The organism is Lysobacter soli (genome assembly GCF_003382285.1).
Taxonomy (GTDB): Bacteria; Pseudomonadota; Gammaproteobacteria; order Xanthomonadales; family Xanthomonadaceae; genus Lysobacter_J; species Lysobacter_J soli.
On record NZ_QTJR01000001.1, the window covers coordinates 373,041 to 396,388 of the forward strand.

22 protein-coding genes are annotated in these 23,348 nt (G+C 68.7%); 13 read left to right on the forward strand and 9 right to left on the reverse strand.

Features of this window, described 5'->3' with window-relative positions:
• Positions 1–65 precede the first annotated feature (65 nt).
• Genes DX912_RS01615 through pcp form a run of 9 tightly spaced genes read left to right on the forward strand, consistent with a single transcriptional unit; the run spans position 66 to position 6,107 of the window.
• Positions 66–734: a dienelactone hydrolase family protein gene (locus DX912_RS01615; RefSeq protein WP_115840701.1), complete on the forward strand. Its 669-nt coding sequence runs from the start codon at positions 66–68 to the stop codon at positions 732–734.
• A complete protein-coding gene (locus tag DX912_RS01620) occupies positions 731–1,159 on the forward strand; it encodes an HIT family protein (protein WP_115840702.1) in 429 nt (142 codons plus the stop codon). Before DX912_RS01615 ends, DX912_RS01620 begins: the two co-directional genes overlap by 4 nt.
• A complete protein-coding gene (gene pxpB / locus DX912_RS01625) occupies positions 1,156–1,869 on the forward strand; it encodes a 5-oxoprolinase subunit PxpB (RefSeq protein WP_115840703.1) in 714 nt (237 codons plus the stop codon). The genes DX912_RS01620 and pxpB overlap by 4 nt, the downstream gene beginning before the upstream one ends.
• A complete protein-coding gene (locus tag DX912_RS01630) occupies positions 1,866–2,810 on the forward strand; it encodes a 5-oxoprolinase subunit C family protein (protein ID WP_181902662.1) in 945 nt (314 codons plus the stop codon). The genes pxpB and DX912_RS01630 overlap by 4 nt, the downstream gene beginning before the upstream one ends.
• Positions 2,811–2,836: 26 nt before the next feature.
• Positions 2,837–3,001 carry a LiaI-LiaF-like domain-containing protein gene (locus DX912_RS18290; RefSeq protein WP_181902663.1) on the forward strand — a complete coding sequence of 55 codons (165 nt, stop codon included), beginning with the start codon at positions 2,837–2,839 and terminating at the stop codon, positions 2,999–3,001.
• Between the two features lie 17 nt (positions 3,002–3,018).
• Entirely contained in the window at positions 3,019–3,774 is a 756-nt protein-coding gene (locus tag DX912_RS01635) for a LamB/YcsF family protein (protein WP_115840705.1), read from the forward strand.
• Positions 3,771–4,499 carry a DUF969 domain-containing protein gene (locus DX912_RS01640; protein WP_233433437.1) on the forward strand — a complete coding sequence of 243 codons (729 nt, stop codon included), beginning with the start codon at positions 3,771–3,773 and terminating at the stop codon, positions 4,497–4,499. The genes DX912_RS01635 and DX912_RS01640 overlap by 4 nt, the downstream gene beginning before the upstream one ends.
• Entirely contained in the window at positions 4,486–5,451 is a 966-nt protein-coding gene (locus DX912_RS01645; RefSeq protein ID WP_115841021.1) for a DUF979 domain-containing protein, read from the forward strand. The genes DX912_RS01640 and DX912_RS01645 overlap by 14 nt, the downstream gene beginning before the upstream one ends.
• Complete coding sequence (pcp, locus tag DX912_RS01650) at positions 5,448–6,107, forward strand: pyroglutamyl-peptidase I (RefSeq protein ID WP_233433438.1); 660 nt, start codon at positions 5,448–5,450, stop codon at positions 6,105–6,107. The genes DX912_RS01645 and pcp overlap by 4 nt, the downstream gene beginning before the upstream one ends.
• 192 nt (positions 6,108–6,299) lie before the next feature.
• On the opposite strand, the gene DX912_RS01655 is transcribed toward pcp, so the two are convergent.
• The 3 genes from DX912_RS01655 to apbC form a co-directional block, all read right to left on the reverse strand.
• Entirely contained in the window at positions 6,300–7,067 is a 768-nt protein-coding gene (locus DX912_RS01655) for a M48 family metallopeptidase (protein WP_181902664.1), read from the reverse strand.
• A 152-nt stretch (positions 7,068–7,219) separates the two neighbouring features.
• Positions 7,220–7,792, reverse strand: coding sequence for a dCTP deaminase (gene dcd, locus DX912_RS01660; RefSeq protein WP_115840707.1), 573 nt, complete (start codon positions 7,790–7,792; stop codon positions 7,220–7,222).
• 88 nt (positions 7,793–7,880) lie between these two features.
• A complete protein-coding gene (gene apbC / locus DX912_RS01665; RefSeq protein ID WP_157031626.1) occupies positions 7,881–8,747 on the reverse strand; it encodes an iron-sulfur cluster carrier protein ApbC in 867 nt (288 codons plus the stop codon).
• Between the two features lie 383 nt (positions 8,748–9,130).
• Here apbC and DX912_RS01670 point away from each other — a divergent pair, with 383 nt between their 5' ends.
• The 4 genes from DX912_RS01670 to rnfB all read left to right on the forward strand — a co-directional run bounded on the left by DX912_RS01670 (position 9,131) and on the right by rnfB (position 15,343).
• Positions 9,131–11,980 carry a TonB-dependent receptor plug domain-containing protein gene (locus DX912_RS01670; RefSeq protein WP_115840709.1) on the forward strand — a complete coding sequence of 950 codons (2,850 nt, stop codon included), beginning with the start codon at positions 9,131–9,133 and terminating at the stop codon, positions 11,978–11,980.
• Positions 11,981–12,115: 135 nt separating this feature from the next.
• On the forward strand, positions 12,116–12,565 hold the full coding sequence (locus DX912_RS01675) for a DUF2147 domain-containing protein (protein ID WP_115840710.1): 450 nt from the start codon (positions 12,116–12,118) through the stop codon (positions 12,563–12,565).
• Positions 12,566–12,785: 220 nt separating this feature from the next.
• Positions 12,786–14,858 (forward strand): methionine--tRNA ligase, encoded by a 2,073-nt coding sequence (gene metG, locus DX912_RS01680; RefSeq protein ID WP_115840711.1) that lies wholly within the window; start codon positions 12,786–12,788, stop codon positions 14,856–14,858.
• Positions 14,859–14,935: 77 nt separating this feature from the next.
• Positions 14,936–15,343: an Rnf electron transport complex subunit RnfB gene (gene rnfB, locus DX912_RS01685; RefSeq protein ID WP_115840712.1), complete on the forward strand. Its 408-nt coding sequence runs from the start codon at positions 14,936–14,938 to the stop codon at positions 15,341–15,343.
• A gap of 259 nt (positions 15,344–15,602) precedes the next feature.
• On the opposite strand, the gene DX912_RS01690 is transcribed toward rnfB, so the two are convergent.
• The 6 genes from DX912_RS01690 to DX912_RS01715 form a co-directional block, all read right to left on the reverse strand.
• The gene (locus tag DX912_RS01690) at positions 15,603–16,664 is read right to left on the reverse strand and encodes a TraB/GumN family protein (protein ID WP_115840713.1); all 1,062 of its coding nucleotides are present in this window, start codon (positions 16,662–16,664) and stop codon (positions 15,603–15,605) included.
• A gap of 16 nt (positions 16,665–16,680) precedes the next feature.
• Positions 16,681–17,625 (reverse strand): DUF1684 domain-containing protein, encoded by a 945-nt coding sequence (locus DX912_RS01695; RefSeq protein WP_115840714.1) that lies wholly within the window; start codon positions 17,623–17,625, stop codon positions 16,681–16,683.
• Positions 17,626–19,464, reverse strand: a complete 1,839-nt coding sequence (gene mutL / locus DX912_RS01700; RefSeq protein ID WP_115840715.1) for a DNA mismatch repair endonuclease MutL — start codon at positions 19,462–19,464, stop codon at positions 17,626–17,628.
• 144 nt (positions 19,465–19,608) lie between these two features.
• Positions 19,609–21,285 (reverse strand): N-acetylmuramoyl-L-alanine amidase, encoded by a 1,677-nt coding sequence (locus DX912_RS01705; RefSeq protein ID WP_115840716.1) that lies wholly within the window; start codon positions 21,283–21,285, stop codon positions 19,609–19,611.
• Between the two features lie 87 nt (positions 21,286–21,372).
• On the reverse strand, positions 21,373–21,846 hold the full coding sequence (gene tsaE, locus DX912_RS01710; RefSeq protein ID WP_115840717.1) for a tRNA (adenosine(37)-N6)-threonylcarbamoyltransferase complex ATPase subunit type 1 TsaE: 474 nt from the start codon (positions 21,844–21,846) through the stop codon (positions 21,373–21,375).
• A complete protein-coding gene (locus DX912_RS01715; RefSeq protein ID WP_115840718.1) occupies positions 21,843–23,345 on the reverse strand; it encodes an NAD(P)H-hydrate dehydratase in 1,503 nt (500 codons plus the stop codon). Before DX912_RS01715 ends, tsaE begins: the two co-directional genes overlap by 4 nt.
• Between the last annotated feature and the right edge of the window lie 3 nt (positions 23,346–23,348).

The following is a 23,348-nucleotide window of genomic DNA, read 5'->3' on the forward strand; positions in this document are numbered from 1 at the left end:
GCTGCGGATTATAGCCCCGCGCTAGAATCGGCCGGGCTCCTTTCCCCCGTTCAAGCTGAACAGACATGGCCCACTGGACCGAACTGGACACGCCGCACGGCCCCGTGCGCGCCTGGCGCGACGAACCGGGCGGCCCGTCGCACGGCGCGGTGATCGTGCTGCAGGAGATCTTTGGCGCGAATGCGCATATCCGGGACGTCGCGGGGCGCTTCGCCGCAGCGGGCTTCGTCGCCCTCGCGCCGGCGCTGTACGACCCCGTCGCGCCGGGGATCGAACTTCCCTACGACGAAGCCGGCACCGCGCGTGGCGTGGCGCTGCGCAACGAGCTGGGCTTCGACCGCGCCATCGACATCGTCGCCGTGGCCGCCGAGACGCTCCACGCCGAGGGCCTGCGCGTAGGCGCGGTCGGCTTCTGCTGGGGCGGGAGCGTCGCGTTCCTCGCGAACACGCGGCTGGGCCTGCCCGCGGTGTCGTACTACGGCGCGCGCACCCTGCCCTTCCTCGACGAACCGCTGCGCGCGCCGATGATGTTCCACTTCGGCTCGGCCGATCACAGCATTCCCGAAGACGCCGTCGCGCAGCACCGGCAGAAGCAGCCGGCGGCGACGATCCACGTCTACGAAGGCGCCGGCCATGCGTTCAATCGCGACGTCGACAACCACGTGTTCGACCCGCTCGCCGCCGATGTCGCGTGGCGCCGGACGATCGATTTCCTGCGGGAGAACCTGCGATGAACCGCACGGGCCACCACGGCGGCTGGCAGCTGCACGCGCAACTCGCGCAGGACACGCACCCGGTCGCGCACCTGGGCCTGAGCGAACTGCGCCTGATGGACGATGCGAACCATCCCTGGCTGATCCTCGTGCCGCGCGTCGCCGGCGCGGTGGAACTCATCGACCTCGACGCGACGCATCAGGCCGCGCTGCTGGCAGAGATGAACCTCGCGAGCCATGCGCTGCGTGCGCTATTCAAGCCGCACAAGCTCAACGTCGCGGCGCTGGGCAACGTCGTCTCGCAGTTGCACGTGCACGTGATCGCGCGTTTTCAGGACGACATCGCCTGGCCGCGCCCGGTGTGGGGCACGGCGACCGCGCAGCCGTACACGCCCGAAGCGCTGGTCGCGCGCATCCAGCAGTTGCAGGACGCTCTGAAGCAGTGACCTCGCGCGCGGCCTGCGACATCGAAGCGCTGGCCGACGATGCGTGGCTGCTGCGCTTCGGCGACCGCATCGACCCGGAACTCAATGCCGCGGTGCATGCGATGGCCGCGCGTCTGCGCGCGCTCGATCCGCCTTGGCTGCGCGACGTGGTGCCGGCGTTCGCGAGCCTGGCGGTGTTCTTCGATGCAGCCGAAGATCCGGCGCGGGTGCATGCGGCGTTGCTGGAACTGGTGGAGGACGGCGGCGCATCGGCGCTGCCCTTGCGACCACGCGACGGCGTCATCGAAATCCCCGTGCTCTACGGCGGCGAACACGGCCCCGACCTGGAAGCGTCCGCCGCCGAACTCGGCCTGTCGCCGCGTGAGCTGGTCGTACGCCACAGCGCCGGCGATTACACGGTCGCGATGATCGGGTTCGCGCCGGGCTTCCCGTACCTGTCCGGGCTCGATCCCGCGCTCGCGTTGCCGCGCCTTGCGACGCCACGAGCCCGCGTCGCCGCAGGCAGCGTCGCGATCGGCGGGGCGCAGACCGGCATCTACCCGCGCGAAAGCCCCGGCGGATGGCGGCTGCTCGGACGCACGCCGTGGCCGTTGTTCGATCCGCGACGCGAGCCACCCACGCGATTGCAGCCGGGCGATCGCGTGCGGTTCCGCGCGATCGACGCGGAGGAATTCGCACGGCTCGCATCGCGACAGGACGCGGCGTCGTGACGCGCCAGCTGCACGTCCTCGCGCCCGGCCTGCTGACCACCGTCCAGGACCGCGGCCGCAGTGGCTGGCGTCATCTCGGCGTTGCGCATGCGGGCGCGCTCGACGTCGACGCCGCGCGCATCGCGAACCGCCTCGTCGGCAACGACGCCGACGCGGCCGTGCTGGAATTCACCCTGCGCGGACCGACGCTGCGCTTCGACGCGCCATCGCGCATCGCGATCGTCGGCGCGTCGCCTGTCGTGCTTTTCGAAGGCGAAATCGTGCCGTCCGGTCGGCCCGTTGAACTACCCGCAGGCACGCTCGAACTCGGCGCGCTGCGCGGCGGGGCGCGCGCGTGGTTGGCGATCGACGGTGGCATCGACGTCGAGCCGGTGCTCGGGAGCCGCAGCACCGACCTGCGTGGCGGATTCGGCGGGCTGGACGGGCGTGCGCTGGGTGCGGGCGACGTGCTGCCGATCGGCATGGGCAGCGCGCGACAGGTCGATACGCCGCACGCGCCGGCGTGGTGGATCGATCCCGCACACGACACGCACCTGCCGATCCGTTACATCCCGGGCGCGCATCCGTCCGCATCCGCCCTCGCCCGCCGAAGCTGGACCATCAGCGCCAGCAGCAACCGGCAGGGGCTGCGCCTACAGGGCGATGCGCTGCCGGCGCCCGGCGGCGATGGCGTGTCCGAACCCGTCGCACCCGGCACGATCCAGCTGCCAGCCGACGGCTGCCCCATCGTGCTGCTCGCCGACGCGCAGACCGTCGGCGGCTACGCGAAGCTCGGACACGTGATCGCCGCCGACCTGCCGCGCCTGGCGCAATGCGTTCCGGGACAGCCGCTGCACTTCGCGCCCGTCGATGCCGCGACCGCCCATCGGCTGGCTTGCGCGGCACGTGCACGCATCGCCAGAATCGGCGTGATGATCGACGCGCGCCTGCCCGCGATCTGAACCTTCCACTTCTTCTGGCGAACCCAATGAAATCCAACATCGTCGGCGCGCTGGTGCTGGTCGTGATCGGCACCCTGTTCCTGCTCAACAACCTCGGCTTCACCGACATGAGCCTCGGCCGGCTGCTGATGACCTGGTGGCCGGCGATCCTGATCGTCGTCGGCCTCGGCATGCTGTTCAAGCGCGGCTGAGGCCGCTCGGCCGCATCGTGGGCGCGCGCATCGACTTCAACTGCGACCTGGGCGAAGGCTGCGGCAACGACGCAGCGATCCTCCCGCACGTGACGTCGGCGAGCATCGCCTGCGGTGGCCACGCGGGCGACGAGGCGACGATGCGCGAGACGCTTCGTCTGTGCCATCGGCACGGCGTGGCGGCCGGCGCGCATCCCTCCTACGAGGACCGCGAACACTTCGGCCGTCGCGTGCTCGACGTCGCGCCGGCTGAAATCGCACGCATGGTGCGTGCGCAGATCGAACGGATCCGCGCGATCGCACGCGAGGAAGGCGTGACGCTCGCGCACGTCAAGCCGCACGGCGCGCTGTACAACGTCGCCGCGGATGACCGCGCGGTGGCCGATGCGGTCGCCGCCACCGTCGCCGACATCGATCCGACGCTCGCGCTTTACGCGCTGTCGGGGTCGGAGCTCGCACGCGCCGGCCTCGATCACCGCCTGCGCGTGGCGCACGAAGTCTTCGCCGAACGCGGCTACGACGCGCGCGGCCGATTGCGACCGCGTGGCACGCCGGGCGCGGTGATCGAATCGCTCGACGAGTCGATCGTGCAGGTGCGGCGCCTTGCATTGCGAGGCGAAGTCGTCGCCGACGATGGCCGCATCGTCGCGATCCATGCCGACACGCTGTGCCTGCACGGCGACCGGCCCGACGCCGCGGAGTTCGCCCGCGCGGTACGCGAGGCGCTGGAAGCCGACGGCATCGCCGTCCGCCCGTTCGGAGCCGCCGCATGAACGAGGCCATCAACTACTGGCCGCTGGTCGGCGTCGCATGGGTGGTCGTCGGCTTCGTGCTGCGCGCCAATCCGGTGATCGTGGTGGTCAGCGCGGGCCTGGTGAGCGGCCTGCTCGCCGGCAAATCGATGGGCGAACTGCTCGCGCTGCTCGGCGAGAGCTTCGTGTCGAACCGTGCGCTGCTGATGTTCGCGATGACGTTGCCGACCATCGGCCTGCTCGAACGCGCTGGCCTGCGCGAGCACGCGCTGCGCTGGATCGAACGCTGGCGCGGACTCACCCTGACGCGCCTGCTGGCGGGTTACCTCGCCGCCCGGCAGGGCCTGAGCATGATCGGGCTGATCGACATCGCCGGCCACGCGCAGACCGTGCGGCCGCTGCTGGCGCCGATGGCCGAATCGGCGGCATCGAAGCCGAACGGGCCGACGTCGCGCGAAGACACGCAGAAGGTGTACGCGCTCGCCGCCGCCACCGACAACGTCGGCCGCTTCTTCGGCGAGGACGTCTTCCTCGCCTTCGGCGCGGTGCTGCTGATCCAGGGCTTCTACGCCGAACACGGCATACACCTGGAGCCGCTGCAGATCGCGCTGTGGGCGATCCCGACCGCGATCGCCGCCTTCGTCATCCACGCGATCCGCATCGTGTTCTTCCAGCGTGGGCTCGATCGCCGCTCCGCCGCCGCACGCGCCGCGCAACCCACGGCGGGGTCCGATGCTGTCGATTGAGCACTTCTACCTGCTGCTGGCGCTGTTCCTGCTCTATGCGGGACTGCGCAACCTGCGCGAGAAGCGCTTCGCGCACGCGGCATTCTGGGTCCTGATCGCCGTGCTGTTCGCCGGCGGAAAGTTCGTGCTCGATGCCGCGAAGACCGGCGACAAGATTCCCGCACAGCTTGCGGGCGCTGCAGTGATCGCACTCGCGCTGCTCGCCACGCGGATGCGGCGCGAACACATCGACGAAGCGCCGGCGGCGCAGCGACTCGCGTCGGCGATGCGACTGGGGCACCAGCTCTTCGTGCCGGCGCTGATCATTCCCGTCGTCACCGTGCTGATCGTGCTGTTCGGCGCGAAGCTGGCGATCGGCGGGACGCCTGTCTTCGGCGAAGGCAGCATCACGCTGATCGGCCTGGCGCTGGCGTGCGTGGTCGCGACGTTCGCGGCGATCCACATCACGCGCGAGCGCCCTGCCGCCGCGCTCGGCGAAGGGCGGCGCCTGCTCGACACCATGGGCTGGGCGGCGCTGTTGCCGATCGTGCTGGCGACGCTGGGCGGCGTGTTCGCGGCCAGCGGCGTCGGCGACGCGGTGGCGTCCATCGTGTCGATGCTGATTCCGGCCGACAGCCGCCTTGCCTGCGTGCTCGCGTACGGCCTCGGGATGGTGCTGTTCACCGTGATCATGGGCAATGCGTTCGCGGCGTTCCCGGTGATGACGGCGGGGATCGGCCTGCCGTTGCTTATCGAGCAGCACGGTGCGGCACCGGCGATCCTCGGCTCGATCGGCATGCTCACCGGCTACTGCGGCACGCTGATGACGCCGATGGCCGCCAATTTCAACCTCGTCCCGGCCGCGCTGCTCGAGCTGGACGACCCCAACGCGGTGATCCGCGCACAGCTGCCGACGGCGATCCCGCTGCTGCTGGTGAATCTCGCCCTGATGTACTGGCTCGCCTTCCGATGAACGCCACCCCGATGCCGCATGTGCTGTTGACCGGCTTCGCGCCGTTCGGCGGCGAGTCCACGAACCCGAGCTGGGAAGCCGTGCAGGCGCTGGAGGGCGAAGTCGTCGCCGGACACCGCATCGTCGCGCGTTGCCTGCCGGTGGAATTCGACGCATCGCTGCACGCGCTGCAGCATGCGCTGGACGAACTCGTGCCGTCGCTGGTGATCTGCGTCGGACAGGCCGGCGGCCGCGCGCAGATGTCGCTGGAGCGCGTGGCGATCAACGTCATCGATGCGCGCATCCCCGACAACGCAGGCGCGCAGCCGATCGACGAACCCGTCGCGGCGGATGGCCCGGCCGCGTATTTCACGAGTCTTCCGCTCAAGGCGATGCTGGCGGCGCTGCGCAACGCGGGCTTTCCCGCGGAGATCTCGCAGACCGCGGGCACGTACGTGTGCAACCACGTGTTCTACGCATTGATGCACGCGCTGCGCGGGCTGCCCGGCGTGCGCGGCGGCTTCGTGCACATCCCCTACTCGCCCGCCCAGGCCGCGCTGCATGCCGGTGCGCCAAGCCTGCCGTCGACGGTGGTCGCGCAGGCGTTGCGACTGGCGGTGGGGATCGCGCTCACGGTGGAGCACGATGTGTGGATGGGGGGCGGGGCGACGCATTGAGGGCGCGAGCGGCTCGGTCGTCGTCCACTGCGAGCACCATCGCTACCCAGCTGTCATCCCCGCGAAGGCGGGGATCCAGCTTTCCCCCGTATCAAGTTCCCAGAAACCTTGCGGCGACGGATCCATGGATTCCCGCCTACGCGGGAATGACAGCAAAAGCCGGAACCGCTCCGGGATGCGCTCGACCGCGCATCACCTCTTCCGGGCAATGTACTTCTGCAGATGCGACACGCGTTCCTGCGATGCCGGATGGTCGTCCAGGAAGGACGTCTTCGCCTTGCCGTCCTGCGACGCCAGCTTCTGCATGCCGCGCACCGAGGCGTTCGGGTCCATGCCGTGGCGACGCAGGAAATCCACGCCGTATTCGTCCGCCTGCGTTTCGTTGGCGCGGCTGAACTTCGCGTTGACCGCGGCCTCACCGATCGCGCCGATGTCCGACGCGGCGAGCTTGCCGACCGTGCCGCCGATCGCGGCCACGCCCTTGCGCGCGGCGCTGGACAGGTACGCGGCGCGGTAATGCTCCTTGCTGTGGCCGTACTTCACGTGGCCGATTTCGTGGCCGATGACGGACATCAGCTCGGCATCGTCGGGCATCAGGTCCATGAGGCCGGCGAACACGCGCACCGAACCGTCCGGCACGGCGAAGGCGTTGACGTCCTTCACCAGATACACCTTGAAGTTGAGCGTCAGCCCATCCTCACGCGTCATGTTCTGCGCGAGCTTCGCCAGGCGCTTCGCGTAGGCGTTGTCGGCGGGCGCGACGGGGTTTTCCTGGTCCATCTGCGCGACGGATTTCGCGCCGAGCTCGACGACCTGCGCATCGGTGAGCGCGAGGCCGGTGATCGCGGTGTTTCCCGCGTCCTTCAGACCCTGGCTGCCGAGCAGGTCCGACAGCTTGCCCGCGTGTGCGCTGCCGGCCAGGCACATCGCGCCGGCCATCGTGAGGACGAATCGTTTCATGTCGCGTGTCATGCCATGTCTCCAGCGCGCGGGGATCGCGCGTCATGCATTGTCGATAGCGTCGTCGGCACGCCCCATCGGAAGAATCCGAATGCCGAATGAAAAAGGCCCGCGTGGCGGGCCTTCGTTCGATGTGGCGTTCGACGCGCGGATCAGGTGCGCGGCAGCGTAACGCCGGTCTGGCCCTGGTACTTGCCACCGCGATCCTTGTACGAGGTGTCGCAGACTTCGTCCGACTGGAAGAACAGCATCTGCGCGACGCCCTCGTTGGCGTAGATGCGCGCCGGCAGCGGCGTGGTGTTGCTGAATTCGAGCGTGACGTGGCCTTCCCATTCCGGCTCCAGCGGCGTCACGTTCACGATGATGCCGCAGCGCGCGTAGGTGCTCTTGCCCAGACACACGACGAGCACGTCGCGCGGGATGCGGAAGTACTCGACCGTGCGCGCCAGCGCGAAGGAATTTGGCGGGATGATGCAGACGTCGCTTTCGATGTCGACGAAGCTGCCCGAATCGAAATGCTTCGGGTCGACGATCGTGGAGTTTATGTTGGTGAACACCTTGAACTCGCGCGAGCAGCGCACGTCGTAGCCGTAGCTGGAGGTGCCGTAGCTGACGATGCGGTGGCCGTCCGCCGCGGTCTTGACCTGGCCGGGCTCGAAGGGCTCGATCATGCCGCCGGGCTGCTCGGACATGCGGCGGATCCAGCGGTCGGACTTGATGCTCATGCGGTGCGGGCGGCTCGTACGTGGGAGGGGGATTGTGTCAGCCGGGCCCGGCCGGGGCCAGAGGCCCGGCCTGCGGCCCGCCGGGAGGTCACACCAGCGAGGCCGACAGCGGCGTGGCCACGCGCGGGCGGCGGGCCAGTTCGATGGCCATGCGCAGCGCGGTGGCGCGGTAGGCCGCGGCGGCGGTGCTGGCAGGCGCGGACGCGACCACCGGGGCACCGGCGTCGCCCTGCTCGCGGATCGCGATTTCCAGCGGCAGGCTGCCCAGCAACGGCACGCCGTACTGCTCGGCCATCCGCTTGCCGCCGCCCTCGCCGAAGACGTGCTCGGCGTGGCCGCAGTTCGAGCACACGTGCACGGCCATGTTCTCGACCAGGCCCAGCACGGGGACGCTGACCTTCTCGAACATCTTCAGCGCCTTGCGGGCGTCGAGCGTGGCGACGTCCTGCGGCGTCGTCACGATGACCGCGCCGGCAACGGGGATCTTCTGCGCCAGCGTGAGCTGGATGTCGCCGGTGCCCGGCGGCAGGTCGACGATGAGGTAGTCCAGGTCGCCGCTGAGCGCGTGGCCCCAGCGCGTTTCGCCCAGCAGCTGCGTCAGCGCGGAGGTCGCCATCGGGCCGCGCCAGATCATCGGCGTGTCCTGGTCGACCAGCAGGCCGATCGACATCGCTTCAACGCCATGCGCCTGCATCGGCTCGATCGTCTTGCCGTCGGGGCTGTCGGGGCGGCCCGACAGGCCGAGCATCGTCGGAATGCTCGGGCCGTAGATGTCGGCATCGAGCACGCCCACGCGCGCGCCCTCGCCCGCCAGTGCGAGCGCGAGGTTCACCGCGGTCGTCGACTTGCCCACGCCCCCCTTGCCCGAACCGATCGCGATGAGGTTGCGAACGTTCGGGAGCGGCGAGACGTTGGGCTGCACCGCATGCGAGACGATGCGCGGATGCAGGTCCAGCCGCGTCAGCGCGAGGCGTTCATCGGCGAGCACGCGTTGCACCTGTGCGTCGAGCCACGGACGCAATGACGCGCACGGAAAGCCCGAGAGAATTTCCACCACCGCGCGGCCTTCGGCGACGACGACGCGAACGCGCACGTTTGCGTCTAGAAGCGTGACGTCCACGTCGGGAATGGAAAGCGCACCGATGCGCTGCTGCAGAAGTTCTTCGATCACGTAACAACCTTTCAGTTTCGACTGATGCGACGGCGCGGAAAAACCCGACCGTAGTGGCGCGAATCGCATGGTACGGTCCCGTCACCTCGCCAGACGTGCCTCGTCTGGCCGGTACGCCGGACGCGTCCTTTTCGATCCACTTCAAGTCCGTTCAGGGGATCCACCCGATGCCAGTATCCAACAATCGGCTGCGCCGCAGCCGGCTGAGTGCCGCCTTGTGCCTCGTTTTTGCCTTGTCCGTCGTCCAGAACGCCCAGGCCGCCCGGGCTGCGGCCGCTCAGGAGTCCGCTTCCACGGCCACCGACCTAGACGCGGTCACCGTTACCGGATCGCTGATTCCGCAGACGCAGCTGGAGAACTTCACGCCGGTCACCGTTGTTTCCGCGGAGGACATCCAGGCGCGGGGCTTCACCAGCGTCGCCGACGTGTTGCAGCAGTCCTCCTTCCAGACCGGTGGGCTCCAGGGCGGGCAGACGTCCGCCTCGTTCACGCAAGGCGCCGAAGCCGCCGGCATGTTCGGTCTGGATCCGGGCTACACGAAGTACCTGATCGACGGCCGCCCGATGGCGAATTATCCGGCGCTGTACAACGGCTCGGACACCTTCAACAACATCAGCGGCATCCCCGTCGATCTGGTGGATCGGATCGAGATCCTGCCCGGCGGCCAGTCGTCGCTGTACGGCTCCGATGCCATCGCCGGCGTGGTGAACGTGATCCTGAAGAAGCATGCCGACGGTCTGTCGCTCAACGTGCGCGGCGGCATGTTCAGCGAGGGCGGCGGCGACAGCCTGCGCGTGACCGCGTCCGAGGGCTTCGGCAGCGCCGACGGACGTTTCAACCTCGCCGCGGGCCTGCAGTACGAAACGCGCGATCCGATCTGGGGCCATCAGCGCGCACTGACGCGCGAATTCAACGTCGACGGCTACACCGCGCAGACCGCCAGCCGCGATTACCTGATCACCAATGGTTCCGCGCGAAATACGTATGTGTTCGCAGATCCGTCCCGATGCGCGAACGTCGGGGGCCAATTCGACGGAAGCGAGCAGCTGAGCTCGCGCGCCGGTCTCGGCCAGTACTGCGGTTCGTTCCTGACGCCGGGCTACCGCACGATCCGCAACGGCAAGGACGCCTTGCAGGGCTATGCGCACGCGACCTTCGACGTGAACGACAACGTGCAACTCTACGGCGACCTGCTCGCCAGCCACGAGGACGTCGATTACGCCACCGGCTCCAGCTACACGTGGTGGGGCACTGGCGCTAAATACGGCTACTTCTACGATCCCGACCGCAAGGCGTTGCTGAACCTGCAGCGCGCGTTCTCGCCGGAAGACATCGGCGGGCTCGGGTTCGCCGACATCATGAATACCGACCGCAACCGCTCGTGGCAGCTCACGCTGGGCGCGCAGGGGCGCTTTGGTGCGAGTGCGTGGGACTGGGATGTCGGCGTCACCTCGACGCGGTACGAGCTGACCGAACACCGGTTCGCACGCTTCGCCGACGCGATCGACGCGTATTTCGTCTCGCACGTGCTCGGGCCGCAGCTGGGCGTCAATCGCGGCTATCCCGTGTTCCGGCCGGACTACGCGGCATTCTATTCGCCGATGTCGCCGTCGGATTTCGCGAGTTTCACTGGCTATGTCGACACGCGCAGCGAGACGAAGGACGACACGCTGCGTGCGCAGTTCACGAATGCCTCGCTGTTCCCGCTACCGGGCGGCGAGGCGGGACTGGCGGTCGTGGTCGAAGGCGGAAAGCAGGGTTGGGACTACACACCCGATGCCCGCCTGTTGCAGGACCCGGTGACGTTGAAGTCCGGCGTCTGGGGGCAGACGTCGGTCAGCGGTTCGGGCGATCGCGACCGCTACGCGGTGACGGGCGAGCTGCGGCTGCCCTTGTGGAATCCGCTGACGGTGACATTGTCAGGTCGCTACGACGCCTTCGATGTCGGCGGGCAGACGATCGACAAGCCGACCTACAGCCTCGGCGTCGAGTATCGACCGGTCGAAAGCATCCTGCTGCGCGGCAAGTACGGCACGGCGTTCCGTGCGCCGACGCTGTCGGACGTCTTCCAGGGCCTGAGCGGCTTCTACGGTTCGAACACCGACTACTACCGTTGTTCGCTCGACGGTTACGTGCCCGGAAACACCACCGGCTGCGCCTACGACAACACGCGGTACTTCGGCCAGCAGTCGGGCAATCCGGAACTGCGGCCGATCGAGGCCGACGTGTGGAACGCCGGCGTCGTGTACGCGCCGGCCAGCAACTTCTCGCTGTCGGTCGACTATTTCCGCTGGGACATCCGCGACGAGGTCGACCAGCTCAGCGCCGATCAGTTGCTGCTGGCCGAATACTTCTGCCGCACCGGCCAGGCCAACACGGCGTCGGCCGGTTGCGACAACGCGCTGGCGTGGGTGACGCGCGGGCCGAACGACGAAATCACGCGCCTGTACACGCCCAAGGTCAACGTGTCGCAGCAGATGCTGGGGGCGCTTACCGTCAGCCTGAACTACGTGCTCGACCTTGCGCGCTGGGGCTCGCTCGCGTTCGCCGGCAACTACACGAACAACCTCGAGCACACCGTCACGCCGTTGCCGGGCGACGAGCCGGTGGACCTGTTGCGCGATCCCTACGCGATGTGGCTGTACGACGCCTACGCAAAAACCCGCGCCGACGCGTCGCTCGCGTGGAGCCTGGGACGCTGGACGACGACGGCGTACGCCAACCGGATCGGCAGCACGCCCAACTACCTGGCCTATACCTCCGATTCGTGGGACTACCAGACCAATGGCCAGCACGCCGGCCGGTGGGCGCCGTACACGACCTGGAACCTGAGCTTCAACTACGACGCGACGGACTTCCTGCGGCTGTCGCTGCTGGTGAACAACGTGCTGGACAAGATGCCCGACGCGCAGGCCGCCACCTATCCGGGCACGACGGCGACTCCGTACAACAGCGGGCTATACAACCCCTACGGTCGTTCGATGTACCTGGAAATGCGCTACCGCTTCGGCCAGTAGCGCATTCCCTTCGCGAGCCCCGGCCCTGCCACGCCGCGGGGCCGGCCGGCTCATGGAAAGGCGTGCGCGCCGCCGCTTCCGTACGCCATCGGATGCGGTATAACTGCTCGGAATTCGATCCCTGGGAGGGGACACATGCGTACCAAGCTGCTCGCTCTTCTGTTGCTGGCCCTGCCGCTGGGCGCCTTCGCCCAGAACGCGTCCACCCAAAGCTCGCCGGTCGGTCACTGGACCACCATCGACGACAAGACGCAGAAGCCCAAGTCCGTCGTGGAGATCTACGAAGCGAAGGACGGCAGCCTCGCCGGCCGCGTGACGGAGATCCTGCAGTCCGACCGCGGCCCGAACCCGGTCTGCGACAAGTGCTCCGGCGACCGCAAGGGCAAGCCGGTCAAGGGCATGGTGATCCTGTGGGGCATCAAGCAGAAGGGCGAGACCTGGGAAGGCGGCCAGATCCTCGATCCGGCCAGCGGCAAGATCTACTCGGTGAAGGTCACGCCGGTGGAGAACGGCAAGAAGCTGGAAGTCCGCGGTTTCATGGGCTTCTCGCTGTTGGGCCGCACGCAGACGTGGAATCGTCGCTGAGCCCTTCCGCCAAGGCTTGATCAGGACGCCCCGGACCGCCGGGGCGTTCTGCTTTTGAGGCCTAGGCAAGCCGAAGGCGGCGCTCCGCGCTGCCCATCCTTAACGTTTATCCGCGTGCGCTTCATTGGCCCAGGCCTGCGACGGCCACGAAGCCGATACGCCGCGGGGCTTCGCGGAGCCCATGCGATAATCCCCGGCTCACTTCGCTTTCCGGTTCGCCATGTCCCGCGAGTTCGTCGTTTCCTGCGCCCTGCCCTACGCCAACGGGCAGCTGCACCTGGGCCATCTGGTCGGCTATACCCAGGCCGACATCTGGTGCCGCGCCCAGCGCATGGCCGGCCACAAGGCCTGGTACGTGTGCGCCGACGACACCCACGGCACGCCGATCATGCTCGCCGCCGAGAAAGCCGGGCAGTCGCCGGAAGCCTTCATCGCCGGGATCCAGCAGAGCCACGAGCGCGACTTCGCCGATTTCGGCGTCGCCTTCGACCATTACGATTCGACCAACTCCGAGCGCAACCGCGTCCTGACCGAGGCGATCTACGCCAAGCTCGACAACAACGGCCACATCTCGCGTCGCTCGGTCGCGCAGCTGTTCGACCCGGTCAAGGGCATGTTCCTGCCCGACCGCTACGTGAAGGGCATCTGCCCCAACTGCGGCACGCCGGACCAGTACGGCGACAACTGCGAGAACTGCGGCGCCACGTATTCGCCGACGGAACTGAAGGAACCGCGTTCGGTCGTCAGCGGCGCGACGCCGGAGCTGCGCGAGTCCGAGCACTTCTTCTTCGAGGTCGGCCAGTTCGAAGGCTTCCTGCGGCAATGGCTGGCCGGCGACGTCGCCCTGCCCGGCGTGAAGGCCAAGCTGCAGGAATGGCTGGATGCCGAAGGCGGCCTGCGTGCGTGGGACATCTCTCGCGACGCGCCGTATTTTGGCTTCCAGATCCCGGGCCATCCGGGCAAGTACCTGTACGTCTGGCTGGACGCGCCGATCGGCTACCTGTCGAGCTTCCAGGCGCTGTGCGAACGAGAGGGCCTGGACTTCTGGTCGTACCTGCGCCGCGACAGCCCGGCCGAGCTGCACCACTTCATCGGCAAGGACATCGTCAACTTCCACGGACTCTTCTGGCCGGCGGTGCTGCACGGCGCGGGTTTCCGGGCGCCGACGCGCCTGCACGTCAACGGGTACCTGACCGTCGACGGCGCCAAGATGTCGAAGTCGCGCGGCACCTTCGTCATGGCGCGCACCTACCTTGACGCGGGCCTTCACCCCGAAGCGCTGCGTTACTACTACGCGACCAAGACCACCGGCGGCGTCGACGACCTCGACCTCAACCTCGCCGATTTCGTCGCGCGCGTGAACGCGGACCTGGTCGGCAAGTTCGTGAACCTCGCCAGCCGATGCGCCGGTTTCATCGAGAAGCGCTTCGACGGCCGCCTCGCGGACGCGCTGCCCGATGCCGCGCAGTACGCGCGCTTCGTCGAACAGCTCGAACCGATCGCGCAGGCCTACGCGCGCAACGAGGCCGCCACCGCGCTGCGCCTGACGATGGCGCTGGCCGACGAAGCCAACAAGTACATCGACGAGCACAAGCCGTGGGTGCTGGCCAAGCAGGACGGCGCCGACGCGCAGTTGCAGGCCGTCTGCACGCAGGGCCTGAATCTGTTCCGCGTGCTGAACACCGCGCTCAAGCCCGTGCTGCCGCGCGTCACCGCGCAGGCCGAGGACTTCCTCGCAGCGAAGGTCGCGAACTGGAGCGAGCTCGCCGCGCCGCTGCTCGCCCATCGCATCAACGCCTACGCCCCGCTCTTCACCCGAATCGACCCGAAACAGATCGACGCCATGATCGAAGCCTCCAAGGACTCGCTGCAGTCCGCTCCGAAGAACGAGTCCGAAACCAAGGCCGAAGCCAAGCCCGCCAAGCCGGCCGCGGCGCCCGCGCCATCCACCAATGAGACCGCCACCATCGGCATCGACGACTTCGCGAAGCTCGACCTGCGCGTGGGCAAGGTCGTTGCGTGCGAATTCGTCGAGGGCTCCGACAAGCTGCTGCGTTTTGAACTCGATGCCGGCGAGCTGGGCACGCGCCAGATCTTCTCGGGCATCCGTGGCTCCTATGGCGAACCGGAAAAGCTCGTCGGCCGCAGCGTGGTGTTCATCGCCAACCTCGCGCCGCGCAAGATGCGCTTCGGCATCAGCGAGGGCATGATCCTGTCGGCCGGTTTCGACGGCGACTCGCTGCACCTGCTCGACGCCGACGCCGGCGTGCAGCCCGGCGCACCGGTTCGCTGATCGGTCTTGAGCCCTCTTCCAAAAAGAGAGGGCCAGGGCTGCGCCACCTTCTTTCGAAGAGGGAAGGACGAAACATCATGATCCCCGACCTCGTCGAACGCCTCGACCGCCTGCTCCCGCAAACGCAATGCGGGCAGTGCGGTTATGCGGGTTGCCGGCCGTACGCGGAGGCGCTGGCGCGCGGCGAAGCCGATGTCGACCACTGCCCGCCTGGCGGCGACGAGGGGGCGCGTGCGCTCGCGCACCTGCTGGATGTTCCGGCCAAACCGTTCGACCGCACGCGCGGCGAGCACAAGCCGCCGCAGGTCGCGCTGATTGTCGAAGCCGACTGCATCGGCTGCACCAAATGCATCCAGGCGTGCCCGGTCGACGCGATCGTCGGCGGCTCGAAGCACATGCACACCGTCATCGATCCGCTCTGCACCGGCTGCGAACTGTGCGTGCCCGCGTGCCCGGTGGATTGCATCGTGATGGTGGCGGCGTAACCGCGCATCACCCCGTCGGGGTTGCCGCTTCTTTGCGTCATTCCCGCGGCCGCTTTCTTGCTGTCATTCCCGCGACCGCTTTTTGCCGTCATTCCCAACCGCTTTTCTTGCCGTCATTCCCGCGCAGGCGGGAATCCATCTTCCAGCGATGTTCCGTTATCCGAAGGCCACTGCATCGCTGTCGTTCGACGGAACGCGTCGAGCGTGACGCGACTGATGCATGGATTCCCGCCTTCGCGGGAATGACGGCAAACAGCGCCTACTTCGTCGAAGAGTTCACCGACGAGTTTGCCGACGTGTTGCCCGGCGCGCCCTGCGGCGCATCAGCCTCCGGCGCACACACCGAACACACACGCTCCACCGTATAGCCCTTCGCGCGCAGTTTCTCGACCAGACCGTCCTCGCCCAGCAGGTGCAGCGCGCCGACGACGACCATCGTGTCGCCCTTCTTCTGGCCGTCGAGCATCTGCTGGATCTGCGGCACCCAGGCGTCGTTGCGTTCGACGTTGACGATGCGATAGGTCTCGGGCGTCTTCTCGCGCATCTCCTCGCGCGTGAGCGTGTCCAGCTTCGCGAGGTCGCCGTCACGCCAGGCGTTGTGCAGGTCGCTGAGCATGCCCGGCATTTCGGTGGGCTTGTCTAGGAATTCCTTCAGCGACTTCACCTGCTCGTCCATCGGCGTGGAATCGAGCACGCCCAGTTGCAGGTCGATCGATTCCAGCCCGCCGGTCGCCTTGTTGCCGGCGATGGCCTGCTGCATCAGCACCTGGTCCAGGCCCTTGTCGGGGCGGAAACCCATCTGCTGCGACACGCCGAGCATCAGCGAGAGGTTCACGAACCACGGCTCGTACGCGTCGAATTGGGCGATCGACGCGCCGCGCTGGGCGAGGATGCGGTTGAACTTCTCGCGCATCGCCGGCGGCAGCACCTGGCTCAGCGTGCGGCCGTCGGCGTAGCCGGCGGCGGCGAGGAATTTCTGCCCCATCGCCGGATCGAGCATCTGCTCCGGCGGCACTTCGAAGACGATCCTGTCGGCGCCGGCGAAGGCCTGGTCGATGTCGCCGGAAATCGGATAGTCGTCGGCCTTCAACAGGTGGAACGAACCAAGCAGGTAGACCGAGTTGTCGCGATCGGACACCTTCCACAGCAGCGGCACCGGCGGCGGGCGCGTCGCGGCAGGCGGCGCACTCGCGGCCTGCGGCTCAGCTTGCGACGGCGTGGCCTGCGCCGGCGAACGCGCCTGCTCGACGGCGAGCGCCACCGACATCAGGCCTACGGCAGCGGCGAGCGAAAGGCACAGCAGCTTGAAGCGACGACGCATTGGTCGGAGGTCCGGATCAGTTGGCGGAGTGGGCGTAGGTCTTTTCGCCGGCCTGGATCGCCACGTCCAGCCGGTTTTCCGGCGGCGGCAGCGGGCAGGTCGCGAAGGGCGTGAAGGCGCACGGCGGGTTGCGCGACTGGTTGAAGTCGAGCACCACCTTGCCGCCGACGCCCGGCTTGGCGACGTCGAGGAACCGACCCGCCGGATAGCTGCCGTGCCCGCTGGTGCGGTCGGCGAAGACGAGGAACAGCGTTTCCTCGCCTTCGTCCAGGGCTTCGATGCGGAACGTCTTGCCCTCGCGCTCGAACTCGATCGCGCCCGGGTTCGGCACCGCATCGGTGGTGCCGATGATGTTGGCGATCTCCAGCGTCTTGCCCGCCGGGTGCGGCACGAAGCGGCCTTCCACGCGCCAGTCGGCGCTGGTCGGCCAGTATTCGACGCCGCGGAAACCGGTGCGAGTCGGGGCATCGGCGTGCTTAACGCGCAGCAGGTAGCGGTCGCCGCGCTTGATCACGGTCGCCAGCCCCTTGCCGTCGTCGAAACCGATGACGCTGGGTCCGGTCGGTGCGTCGTCGGCGCGCAGGATGGCTTCACTGGTGAACGGCTGGCCGTCGAGCGTGATCGCCGCGCCCTTCTCGGGCACGAAGCGAACGCGGTTCTGGCTCACGTCGATCATGCCCAGGTGCGACGGCCCGACCGCGAGCTTGATGCCGTTGCCGGCCGAGGAGCCGATGTAATGCGAGCCCGGATCGATCCAGTGCAGGCCGACCAGGCTGGTCCACCCGTCGGGCTTGGTGAGTTCGGTGACGCGCAACTGGCGCACCATGTCGAGTTCCTGCTGGAACGCGGCGCGCTCGGCCTTGGCCTGCTCGGCGCTTGCGGCGTCGTCCTGCTTCGGCCCGCAGGCCGTGATGGCACCCAGCATCATGAAGATCAGTGCCCCTTTCGCGACTGAAGCCATTCAACGTCCTCGCAGGAACCAGCGGTCGATGTCGGGCAGCGTGAAGCGCGCCCAGGTGGGACGGCCATGATTGCACTGGCCGGAGCGTTCGGTGATTTCCATCTCGCGCAGCAGGGCGTTCATCTCGGGCAGAGTGAGACGGCGGTTGGCGCGGACGGCGCCGTGGCAGGCCATGGTCGCGAGCAGCTCGTCGCGCGCCGCGGCGACGCGCAGCGTTTCGCCGTGCTCGCGCAGGTCGGCCAGCACGTCGCGCAGCAACGCTTCGACGTCGCCATGCGCGAGCAGCGCCGGCACCGAACGCAACGTCAGCGACTGCGGACCGCTGCGGGTGACTTCGAAACCGAGCTCGGCCAGCGTCTGCGCCTCGCGCTCGGCGACCTCGGCTTCGCGCTCCGACACCGCCAGCGTCGCCGGCACCAGCAGCGGCTGCGTGCGCAGGCCTTCGCCGTCGTGCGCGGTCTTGAGCTTCTCGTAGCCGATGCGCTCGTGCGCGGCGTGCATGTCGACGACGATCAGCCCTTCGGCGCTTTCGGCCAGGATGTAGATGCCGTGCAGCTGCGCGATGGCATAGCCGAGCGGCGGCAGCGTGGCGTCGTCGCTGTGCGGCAATGCGGCGGGTTGGGGGTTCTGCGCGAACGACGGCGCAACCGCGGTGGCCGCTCCGCCGCCGCCGTAGAGCGCCGCGTAACCCGCGCGCGTATCCGCCACCTGCATCGGCAGCGGCGATTGCGAGGCGCGATCGAGATACGTGTAGGCAGGCGCGCCCGCGCTGCCGTAGCCGTCGAACGTTGGCGCCGCTAGCGCATCGTTCGCAGGCATCCCCGCCACGCCCGCTACCGTGCCGGCGCGCGTTTCCGCGAGCGCGTTCTGCAGCGTGCGGTAGACGAAGTCGTGGATCAGGCGTGCGTCGCGGAACCGCACTTCGTGCTTGGCCGGATGCACGTTGACGTCGACGCGCCGCGGATCGAGTTCGAGGAACAGCACGTACGCCGGCTGGCGGCCGTGGAAGAGCACGTCGGCATAGGCCTGCTTGATCGCGTGCGCGATGCTGCGGTCGCGCACCGCACGGCCGTTGACGTAGAGGTACTGCTGGTCGGCGCTTGCGCGGTTGTACGCCGGCTGCGCGATCCAGCCGTGCAGCCGCAAGCCGGCACCTTCGTGTTCGATGCGCAGCGCGTTGCGCGCGAATTCCTCGCCGAGCGCTTCATGCAGGCGCACTTCCGACAGCAGATCGCCCTCGCCTTTCCAGCGTCGCGACGGCTTGCCGTTGTGCGAGACGCGCAGTTCTACGTCGGGGCGCGCGAGCGCGAGCTGGCGCAGCCATTCCTCGATGTGGCCAAGCTCGGTGCGTTCGGCCTTCAGGAACTTGCGCCGCGCCGGCACGTTGAAGAAGAGGTCGCGCACTTCGACGGTCGTACCCTGCGGATGCGACTTCGGTATGACCTCGCCGAGCCGGCCGCCGTCGATTTCCAGCGTCGCCGCGCGATCGCTGCCGTCGCGGCGCGAGGTGAGCGCGAATCGGCTGACGGAGGCGATCGACGGCAATGCTTCACCGCGGAAGCCGAGCGTCGCCACGCCTTCCAGGTCGTCGAGCGAGGCGATCTTGCTGGTCGCGTGGCGCGACACCGCCAGCGGCAATTGGTCGGGCTCGATGCCCTTGCCGTCGTCGCGGATGCGGATCAGGCGGACGCCGCCTTCTTCCAGGTCGATGTCGATGCGCCGGGCGCCGGCGTCGAGCGCGTTTTCGACGAGCTCCTTCACCACCGAAGCGGGACGCTCGATGACCTCGCCGGCGGCGATCTGGTTGATGAGGGTGTCGGGGAGCTGGCGGATCGTCACGGCTTGGCGATGCGGCCCGGCATCGTCGAGGGAATCGCGTTCATCATAGCCGACGCGGCGGCCGGTCTGGCCGATTGCGCAAACGATCGCGCAAACGAAAACGCCCGGGAATGCCCGGGCGCCGTCTGGAGTGTCGCGGGGCGATCAGAGGCTGCCGCCGCTCGCCTCGCCGGTCGCGTACTGCGCATCCGCGCGCGCCGCGTAGAGGGTGCCCGGGGGCGGCTGGCGGGTGAAGTAGGTGTTGACACCGTCCAGCACCGCACGCGCGAGCTTGCTCTGGTGCGCGGGGTCGTTGAGGCGCTTTTCCTCTTCCGGGTTCGAGATGAAGGCCGTCTCGACCAGCATCGCCGGCATGTCGGAGGTGCGCAGCACGGCGAAGTTGGCGCGCTCGATGTTCGGCTTGTGGTTCGCGCCGACGCGCTTGAGACCGTCCAGCACCTGCCCCGCGGCATCTTCGGACGCCTTCATGTGGCCGCTCTGGGTGAGGTCGAGCAGCACCGAGGCAAGCGTGTTGCTCGTCTGCTCAAGCCGCACACCACCGATCAGGTCGGATGCGTTTTCCTTGTCGGCCAGCCAGCGGGCGCGCTGCGACGACGCGCCCTTCAGCGAGAGCACGTAGACCGACGAACCCCGCGCGGCGCGGTTTTCGGCGGCGTCGGCGTGGATGGAGATGAACATGTCCGCCTTCGCCGCCCGCGCCAGCTGCGCGCGACGCGGCAGCGGGATGAACACGTCGGTGTCGCGGGTGAGATAGGCCTTCAGGCCCGGCGTCGCGTTGACCTGACGGGCGAGCTCGCGGGCGATGGCCAGCGTGGCGTCCTTCTCGCGCTTGCCCGACGGCCCAATGGCACCCGGATCCTGGCCGCCGTGACCGGCGTCGATCGCGATGACCAGCGGACGCATGCCGCGACCGCGCATCACGTCCTTCATCGTCTTGACCGGTGCCTGCGCTGCGGGCGTTCCGGCGCTGGCGGAGGTCGCGGCGGTCGAACCGGGCATCGGCGTCGGCACGCCGGTGGCGATGCGGGTCGGAACACCGGTGGCGATCGTCGTCGCGACCGGCGGTTTCGCGGCGACCGCAGCGGGAGCGCTCGGAGCCGACGCCGTCGAAGTGGCCTCCGGCGTCGACGCCGGCAGCATCGGCGTGGCGCTCGGCATCGCCGAGGGCGGCACGGTCGCAGCGGCGACGTTCGCGGCGGGCGTGGGTACGGAAGGCGCAGTCGTCGCGGGCGCGGCCGGGGTGGTTTCGTTGCGCGCGACGATCTCGGAGATCAGGCGCGTCGTCGCAGCCGAGGAAGCGGCCGGATCGAACTTCTGCGCTATCGGCGTGGCGGCCGCAGCGGTGTCGGTGGTCGGAGCGGCCGGCACGGCGGGCGTAGTCGTCGCCACAGCGGGCGCGGACGGTGCGGGCGTCGACCCGTCGCCCGGCCATTCGAGCACCAAGCGCGGGCCGTCGCCGGCCTGCTCGATGCGCGGCTTCAGCACAGCGACCGGCTGGGCCAGGTCGAACACGATGCGGGCGGTGCCGGGCGACGGTTCGCCGGTGCGGACCGACTTCACCACGCCGCTGGCCGACGGCAGGCGGAAACCGCGCGCCAGCGACGAGGCAGGAAGGTCGATGACGAGACGGTCGGGCCCCTTGAGGCTGATGACCTTGAAGTCGGCGGCGCGATCGAGGGCGATCTCGGCACGGGTGCCGGTGGCACCGTCGCGCAGCTCCAAGCCCTTGATTTCACTGGCGTGCGCCAGATTCCAGGCAACCGCCGCGAGCAGCGCAAGGCCGAGCAGACATTTCTGGACGGTGGCGGCGGTTACGCGCATGGACCGTAGTCAAGCACCGCAAAATTAATTTTGCAAGCACTTTTCCCTTACGAATCCGGGACCTGCCGGTCTTTCCTGCAAATCCGTTCAGGAGTCGGACGCAACCTCGTGCCCGGTCGACACCCGCCCGAGCCAGCTGTCGCCGACCGGCGAGCCCGACCGAAGCCGGGCGATCCGCCCCGGCCCGCGCATCGACATCTCGATGGTGAGGTCGGGGACCGGCAGCGCGCCGGCGCCCCGCTCCGGCCATTCGACGAGCCACAGCCGCACGTCCGCACTGTCCAGGCCGAGGAACTCGAGTTCGCCCGGATCGGCGATGCGATACAGGTCCAGGTGCCAGGCTTCGCCATCGGGGAGCGGGTATCGCTCGACCAGCGTGTACGTCGGGCTGCGGATCGCGCCCTGCACACCGAGCGCGCGCAGCAGTGCGCGCGCGATCGTCGACTTGCCCGCGCCAAGATCGCCATGCAGATGCACGACGGCCTGCGCGGGACGCGTCATCGCCAGTCGCGCGCCGAGCGCATCGGTGGCATCGACATCGGGCAACCACAGTTCGGTCATCGCTTCGCTTCCTGGTTCGAGAAGTGGCGCAGCCACGGCATCAGGTCGCTCGGCAGCAGCCCGCGCTCACCGCCATCGTGCGCGGCGGCATCGCCGGCCGACGAATGCAGCAGCGCGCCGCATGCCGCGGCGTCGAACGCCTTCATGCCCTGCGCGCGCAACGCGGCGATGACGCCGCTGAGCACGTCGCCCATGCCGCCCACCGCCATGCCGGGATTGCCGGCGGCGATGACGCGAGGCGTCTCGTGCGCGGACATCACGATCGTGCCCGCGCCCTTGAGCACGACCACGCACGCATAGCGCTCGCACAACGCGCGCGCCGCGGCGAAACGGTTGCGTTGAATATCCGCGGTGGTGGTGTCGAGCAGGCGCGCCGCTTCGCCCGGATGCGGCGTGATCACCGCATCGGCCGGCAATGCGAACGGACGCGTCGCCAGCAGATTCAACGCATCGGCGTCGAGCAGCAGCGGCTTTCCGCTGGCGATCGCGCGTTCGTACAACGGAAGGCCCCAGTCGCCCCGACCAAGCCCCGGACCGAGCGCCACCGCATCTGCGCGATCGAGTGCTGCGTGCAGCGCCTCGATGTCGCCGACGTCATGGACCATCGCTTCGGGCAGGCGTGCGAGCAAGGGCGCGACATGGCGCTCGCGCGTGGCGACTTCGACCAGTCCCGCGCCGCTGCGCAACGCGGCTTCGGCGCACAGCATGATCGCGCCGCCGCTGCCGTGGTCGCCGCCGATGCACAGCACGCGACCGTTGCGACCCTTGTGGCTGTCGCGCGGCCGCGGCGCGAGCCAACGCGCGAGGTCAGTCGCAGCCAGGCGTTCGGCGATGGCGACGACGCCGTCGAAATCGACGGCGTCGAGTTCAAGCGGGGCGAGCGACAACGCGCCGGCATGATCGAGCGCGGCGCCCGTGCGCAGCCCCGCCTTCGACGCGATGAATTCGATCGTGTGCGTCGCGATCACCGCCGCCCCGGGAGCAGAACCACTGTCTGCGTCGACACCGCTGGGCACGTCGAGCGCGAATACCGGCGCACCATGCGCATTGATCGCGGCGATGACCGCCCGCGTGGCCGCATCCGGTTCGCGCGAGAAGCCGATGCCGAACAGCGCATCGACGATCAGATCGCATGGCGGCAGGCGCTGATCGAACTCGACGATCGAGCCGCCCACGACGGCGAACTCGTCGGCAGCGCGACGCGCGAGCCCGGCGCGCGGTGCGTGTTCAGGCAGATGCAAGACGCGCACGTCGCGACCTGAGTCTTTTGCGTGGCGCGCGAGCACGTAGCCGTCGCCGCCGTTGTTGCCCGGCCCGCACACGACCGCGATCCGCATCGCCTGCGGCCAGCGTGCCAGCACGTCGCGCCACGCGGCCGCGCCGGCGCGTCGCATCAATTCGAAGCCGTCGCCCAGCCGCTGCGCCGCGCGCGACTCCAGCTGCCGCAGCGCCGCGGCGTCGTAGAGCGCGTGAACGAACGGAGCGGCGTCGTGGGGCATCGC